Annotated in this window: 5 protein-coding genes; 3 read left to right on the top strand and 2 right to left on the bottom strand. The window is 40.7% G+C overall.

The genetic code is table 11. The features are described 5' to 3' along the window. Nucleotides 1-1,001: autotransporter outer membrane beta-barrel domain-containing protein (locus B0185_RS06895; RefSeq protein WP_143413718.1), on the top strand; the 1,001-nt coding region annotated here is incomplete at its 5' end. A 112-nt stretch (nt 1,002-1,113) separates the two neighbouring features. Here B0185_RS06895 and B0185_RS06890 read toward each other — a convergent pair. Continuing rightward, nucleotides 1,114-1,530 (bottom strand): DoxX family protein, encoded by a 417-nt coding sequence (locus B0185_RS06890; protein ID WP_005707199.1) that lies wholly within the window; start codon nt 1,528-1,530, stop codon nt 1,114-1,116. A gap of 132 nt (nt 1,531-1,662) precedes the next feature. Here B0185_RS06890 and B0185_RS06885 point away from each other — a divergent pair, with 132 nt between their 5' ends. Next, nucleotides 1,663-2,559 carry a LysR family transcriptional regulator gene (locus B0185_RS06885; protein ID WP_005707222.1) on the top strand — a complete coding sequence of 299 codons (897 nt, stop codon included), beginning with the start codon at nt 1,663-1,665 and terminating at the stop codon, nt 2,557-2,559. Between the two features lie 59 nt (nt 2,560-2,618). Here the strand turns inward: B0185_RS06885 and rnr are convergent, their stop codons facing one another. Then, on the bottom strand, nt 2,619-4,979 hold the full coding sequence (gene rnr, locus B0185_RS06880) for a ribonuclease R (protein WP_005707203.1): 2,361 nt from the start codon (nt 4,977-4,979) through the stop codon (nt 2,619-2,621). 364 nt (nt 4,980-5,343) lie between these two features. Between rnr and rsmH the strand changes: the two genes are divergently transcribed. After that, nucleotides 5,344-6,285 carry a 16S rRNA (cytosine(1402)-N(4))-methyltransferase RsmH gene (gene rsmH / locus B0185_RS06875; protein WP_005707183.1) on the top strand — a complete coding sequence of 314 codons (942 nt, stop codon included), beginning with the start codon at nt 5,344-5,346 and terminating at the stop codon, nt 6,283-6,285. Nucleotides 6,286-6,288: the final 3 nt, after the last annotated feature.

The raw sequence follows: 6,288 nt of genomic DNA, 5'->3' as shown, positions 1-6,288 counted from the left end.
CACGCAAAGCGGAAGAAGCACGTAAAGCGGAAGAAGCTCGTAAAGCGGAAGAGGCTCGCAAAGCTGAAGAAGCTCGTAAAGCTGAAGCAGTTAGTAAGGCAGCAAAATCGCTTCAGAATGAACAACGCGATCTCATTAGTAAAAACACCAATGCGGTACTTTCTGATGCAATGGCAAAAGCACAATTTGTTGTATTAAATGTAGGTAAAACGATTTCTCAACATATTAATCAGCTAGAAATGGATAATGAGGGGCAATATAACGTTTGGGTATCTAATACTTCAATGAACGAAAATTATTCCTCAAGTCAATATCATCGTTTTAGTTCCCAAAGTACACAAACTCAACTTGGATGGGATAAAGCGGTAACGGGAAATCTAAAACTAGGTGGTATATTTACTTATGTTCGTAATAGTAATAACTTTGATCAGGCAACTAGTAAAAATACTTTGGCACAAGTGAATGTCTATTCTAAATATTCTGCCGATGATTGGTATTGGGCGTTAGATTTAGGTTATGGCAAGTTCCAAAACAACTTACAAATTAATAATAATGCGAAATTTGATCATCACACAGCACAAGTAGGCTTAACAGCTGGCAAAGTCTTTAATGTTGGCAATTTTGGTATTACACCAATAGTAGGTGTTCGTTATAGCTACTTATCAAGCTCGGCTTTTGCATTAGATCAAGATCGCATTAAAGTAAACCCAATATCTGTAAAAACGGCTTTTGCTCAACTTGATTTAAGTTACACCTATAACTTAGGTGAGCTTTCAATTACACCGATTTTGTCTGCTCGATATGATGCAAATCAAGGTAATGGCGAAGTTAATGTGAATGGATATGATTTTGCTTATAATGTTGAAAACCAACAGCAATATAATGCAGGGCTTAAATTTAAATATCGTAATGTTTTATTCGATATAAATGGCGGTATTACAAAAGGCAAGCAGTTAGAAAAACAAAAATTTGGACAAATTAAAATGCAAATTAATTTCTAACGAACAAGTGCTCAATTTATAGAAAAATAAAAAACCCAATCATTTTTTACAGTGATTGGGTTTTGTTTTTGAAATGAAAGTGATCTTTGTTTGTAAAGTCTCAATAAGCGGTCTATTTATTCGCTAATTTTGCATCTAATGATAAAGAACCTGCACCTTTCACTAAGAAAAGTAAGAATGCCATACAATACATAATAGCTATTTCGCCTTTATTTGATAACGGATCTAATACCGTTTCTGGTGTTACATGAATAAAGAAATAGGCATATGCCATCTGACCTGCTAACAAGAATGAAATGGGGCGAGTGAATAAACCTAATACTAATAATAAACCGCCGCCGATTTCTAAGATACCGCCTACCCCATACATTGAGAACAGAGGAACACTACCGTTTCCTCCTGTCATTGAGAAGGGAAATTCAAAGAATTTCGCTGTACCGTGTAATAAGAACATATAGCCGATAACCACACGTGCTAATAAAAATACTACTGGGCTAAGTTTTTCGAATTTTTCAAATACTTGATTCATAATGTTTCCTAATAAAGTTAAAGAAATGTAATAAAAAATATGGCTTGTATTGTAATTGAATCTTTCTGCTTGATCATTCCGATTTTTCTAAATAAACTTTTTAGCTCAGCTTAATAATAGAAAGTACGCAAGATGAATGATTTTAAAGCGATGTCGGTTTTTGTGACCGTGATTGAACGAGGTTCAATGCAGGCTGCAGCAGAAAAGTTGGCGATGACGCCATCTGCAATTACCCAGTCGATCCAAAAGCTAGAACAGCAACTCAAAATTAAATTATTAAATCGCACCACCCGTAAAATATCGCTTACAGAAGCAGGTGAAGCCTTTTATCAACACGCCAGCCAAATGCAGAGAAGTGCTGAAAATGCGATGAAAAGTGTCGAGCTGTTGCGATCTTCTCCAACAGGTACGCTCAGAATTTCTTGCCCTTCAGGTTTAACCCGCTCTCCGCTTATTCAAGCCTTAAAGCTGATTTTGGAAGAACATGCTGATTTCAACATGGATCTTTCTTTTAAGGATGAAGCGGTCGATTTAATTGAAGAAAGGATAGACATCGCCTTACGTATCGGCACGCGTGCATTGGAAGACAATATGATCGCCCGTCATATTTATGATGTGAAATTGGCAATCGTGGCACATAAAGATTACATCAAAAAACATTTTTTACCGCAAACGCCCGATGAGCTGTATCAATTGGATTGGATTTATTTTGCTTCACTTGATCCCGACTATTTACAATTTTCTGGCCCTTTAGGCAAAACCCATATTCAACCTAACTATCGTATTAAAACCAATACACTTTTGGCAAGCCGAGACTTAACGCTACAAGGTTTAGGCATTTCTCTTCAGCCTATCATTGAGATAGAAAAAGAGCTTGCTGATGGCACACTTGTGCAACTTTTGTCAGAATGGGAATTGCCGAAGAACCCAATGTATTTAGTTACTCTTCAGAGGATGCAGTCAGAAAAAGTGAGAATAGCCGTTCAGGCAATTGTGGATTATTTTGAAAGGATTAAGAATATTAATTAATTTCTTTGTATTTATTGATGGCATAAGCAAAGATCTTATGCCACCTGAAAAGAACCTCGTTATTTCTTCTTCGTTTTTTTCGTGACTTTTTTCTTAGATTTCACCGCTTGTTTTTTCTTTTTCGTCTTCTCCTTTCTAGGTTTTTCTTTCTTGAAAGTTTTCATTTCTTTGAACACCGGTTTCTCTGCCTTTTTGGCTTTTTGTTTGGCAGTTTTACCGAGGTTCATTCCTTTGCGGTAGTTGTCTAACAGGGCAAAGTCGATTTTTTTCTCGTCTAAATTTACATTGATTACTTGTACTTTTACTTTGTCGCCCAAGCGGTAAATGATGCCTGAACCACCAACTAAACGCTGTCTGTCTGCATCAAAATGGTAGTAGTCGTTTTTAAGCGTAGAAATGTGTATTAAGCCATCAATTAACAACTCGTCTAATTTTACGAACAGACCGAAGCCCGTTACGGAGGAAATCACACCTTCAAACTCTTCGCCTAAATGGTCTTGCATAAATTCGCATTTCAACCAATCTGCCACCTCTCGGGTTGCTTCATCTGCTCGGCGTTCGGTGGCAGAGCATTTATCTCCGAATTGATCGATGTCGTCCAATTTGTAATGGTAACCGCCACCCTCCGTGTAATTTCTGGTATTACCTTTTCCCTTTTCGATTAAATATTTAATTGCACGGTGCAATAGTAAATCGGGGTAACGGCGAATTGGTGAAGTAAAGTGAGCGTATTCGGTTAATGCCAAGCCGAAGTGCCCTACGTTATCCGCTGCGTAAACTGCTTGTTTGAGTGAGCGGAGCAACATCGTTTGGATAAGCTCACGATCTGGGCGACCTTCAAGCTGCTTAATCAATGTCGCATAATCTTTAGGTGTTGGATCTAAGCCTACATTCCACGTTAAGCCACATTCACGAATAAATGTTTTGAAACTGGTTAGTTTCTCTTCGCTCGGCTTGTCGTGAATACGGAACAACGTTGGCTCGTTTGCTCCTTCCACAAAGCGTGCCGCAGCGATATTTGCCAAAATCATACATTCTTCAATCAGTTTGTGTGCATTGTTGCGAACAAGCGGTTCAATTCGTTCAATTCTTCCCTGAGGATTGAAAATAAATTGATTTTCGACTGTTTCGAATTCAATCGCTCCCCGTTTTTGGCGTGCCTCTGCCAGTGCATTATATAAGCGATAAAGTTCTTCGATATGTGGGGCAAGCGGTGCATAACGCTCACGCAATGCCTCATCGCCCTCCAACATTTTCCACACTTTGGTGTAGGTTAAACGTGCGTGTGAATTCATCACCGCTTCATAAAATTTATAGCTTGTGAGTTCACCCTGCTCGGAAACCGTCATTTCTGTCACCAAGCATAAGCGATCCACCTGCGGATTGAGTGAGCATAAGCCGTTGGAAAGCACTTCAGGCAGCATTGGGATCACCCGATTTGGGAAATAGACTGAGTTTCCGCGATTTGCCGCTTCTAAATCCAGAGCCGTTTTCGGGCGAACGTAGTAGCTTACATCGGCAATCGCCACCCATAAACGCCAGCCGTTTGGCTCTTTTTGGGCAAATACCGCATCGTCAAAATCGCGGGCACTTTCGCCATCAATGGTCACAAGCGGTAGATTTCGTAAATCCACTCGCCCTTTTTTCGCTTCTTCGGGGACGTCTTCGTTAAAATGGCGGATCTGTTTTTCAACTGCCTCACCCCAAACATGCGGAATATCGTGGTTACGCAAGGCAATTTCGATTTCCATACCAGGAGCTAAATTATCGCCTAAAATTTCGGTGATTTTCCCCATTGGTCGGTTAAAACTGGCTTTGCGTTCAAATAGCTCAACTACCACTACTTGCCCCATTCGAGCACCTTGGCGGTGTTCATCAGGAATTAAAATATCCTGCGTGATACGGCTATCATCTGGCACGACAAACCCGATGCCACTTTCAACGAAAAAGCGACCAACGAGCTGTTTTTTACGGGCTTCTAATACGCGTACGATACGCACTTCTTTACGTCCTCGGCGATCTGTTCCATTTGGTTGAGCGAGCACAAAATCGCCGTGCATCACACGGTTCATTTGTACGTTTGGAATAAACCAATCGTCCCCTTTATCTGCTCCTTCAACTTGCAAAAAGCCATAGCCATCGCGATGACCGATTACTGTGCCTTTGAGTAAATCCATTTTTTCAGGTAGAGCATAGCGTTTCCCTTTGGTAAAAACTAACTGCCCATCATTTTCCATTGCACGTAAACGACGACGCACGCCTTCGGTGCGTTCTTCATCGTAAATATGGAAGGCTTCAAGTAGTGCCTCGTGGCTCATTGGTGCATCAAATTGGCGTATGGTTTGTAAAATAAATTCGCGTGAGGGTACGGGGTTTTCATATTTTTCTAATTCTTGTTGGTAATTAGGATCGACTATCATTGGGTTCTCTTTTATTTGAATTCTTATTTTTGTAATAACGTTGTTGTTCTTGCCTAGCAACCGTGTTGCTATTAGCATAGAGATGGAGTTTATCTCTGCCTAAAATCTTATATGGTTTATTGGGTGGGGATAACCCTTGCCCCTATGTGAAAGGAAACTCGGTAAAATTTCTAGAAAATCTTACCGCTTGTGAAATGATGTTGGGCATAGTATCAAGTTTTTGCCAATAATCCTAAACAAATTTAGAAAACCGCTTGCCCGACCTAATATGAACCGATAAAATTCAGCCTTTTGCCAGGGAAACCAGGGAACTTCTTTCTGGTGATAACCTCTTATTAAATAACATTTCATTTAAGGCTACACGATGAGCGACACACACCATAAGCATATCACCGTTTTACTTCACGAAGCTGTGGAAGGCTTGGCAGTTAAGCCAAACGGCATCTATATTGACGGGACTTTTGGGCGTGGTGGGCACTCTCGACTTATTCTCTCTCAGCTTGGCGAGCAGGGACGTTTAATTGCGACTGATCGTGATCCTCGTGCAATTGAAGAAGCTAAAACTATTTCAGACCCGCGTTTTCAGATTTTCCATACCACTTTTTCAGCAATTCCAGCAGTGTGCGAAGAGTTGGGCTTAACGGGTAAAATTGATGGTATTTTGCTCGATCTTGGCGTTTCTTCTCCACAATTAGACGATGCAGAGCGTGGTTTTAGCTTTATGCGTGATGGGCCGCTCGATATGCGAATGGACACCTCCAAGGGCTTATCTGCTGCCGAATGGCTCGATCAAGTTTCGATTGACGATTTAACGTGGGTGCTGAAAGAATTTGGTGAAGAACGTTTTGCTAAACGTATTGCAACGGCTATCGTGAATTTCAACAAAACAAGCGGTCAAAAAATTACCCGTACTTTGCAATTAGCTCAAATTATCAGCGATGCTGTGCCGTTTAAAGATAAGCACAAACACCCTGCGACCCGCTCATTCCAAGCGATTCGCATCTTTATCAATAGCGAATTGGATGAGCTGGAAAAAGCGTTAAACTCTGCATTAAGCGTGTTAGCCCCCGAAGGGCGTTTGTCGATTATCAGCTTCCATTCGTTGGAGGATAGAATGGTGAAACAATTCATCAAGAAAAACAGCAGAGGCAAAGAAGTACCGCGTGGTTTACCGATTTTAGAAAGCGAGTTGAATAAAGATATTCCACTGAAAGCTGTTGGCAAAGCGATTATGCCAAGTGAGGCAGAAATTGATGCTAATCCACGTTCACGCAGTGCGGTGTTACGTGTGGCAGAGAAGCGTTAAGGC

This window comes from Haemophilus parahaemolyticus (genome assembly GCF_002015035.1).
In the GTDB taxonomy this organism is placed as follows: Bacteria; Pseudomonadota; Gammaproteobacteria; order Enterobacterales; family Pasteurellaceae; genus Haemophilus_A; species Haemophilus_A parahaemolyticus.
Note: the sequence above shows the minus strand (reverse complement) of the source record. Positions and strands in the feature narration are given on the sequence as shown.

Coding starts and splice junctions, on each gene's coding strand:
- B0185_RS06890 (WP_005707199.1), bottom strand. CDS start 1,530: ATGAATCAAGTATTTGAAAAATTCGAAAAACTTAGCCCAGTAGTATTT.
- B0185_RS06885 (WP_005707222.1), top strand. CDS start 1,663: ATGAATGATTTTAAAGCGATGTCGGTTTTTGTGACCGTGATTGAACGA.
- rnr (WP_005707203.1), bottom strand. CDS start 4,979: ATGATAGTCGATCCTAATTACCAACAAGAATTAGAAAAATATGAAAAC.
- rsmH (WP_005707183.1), top strand. CDS start 5,344: ATGAGCGACACACACCATAAGCATATCACCGTTTTACTTCACGAAGCT.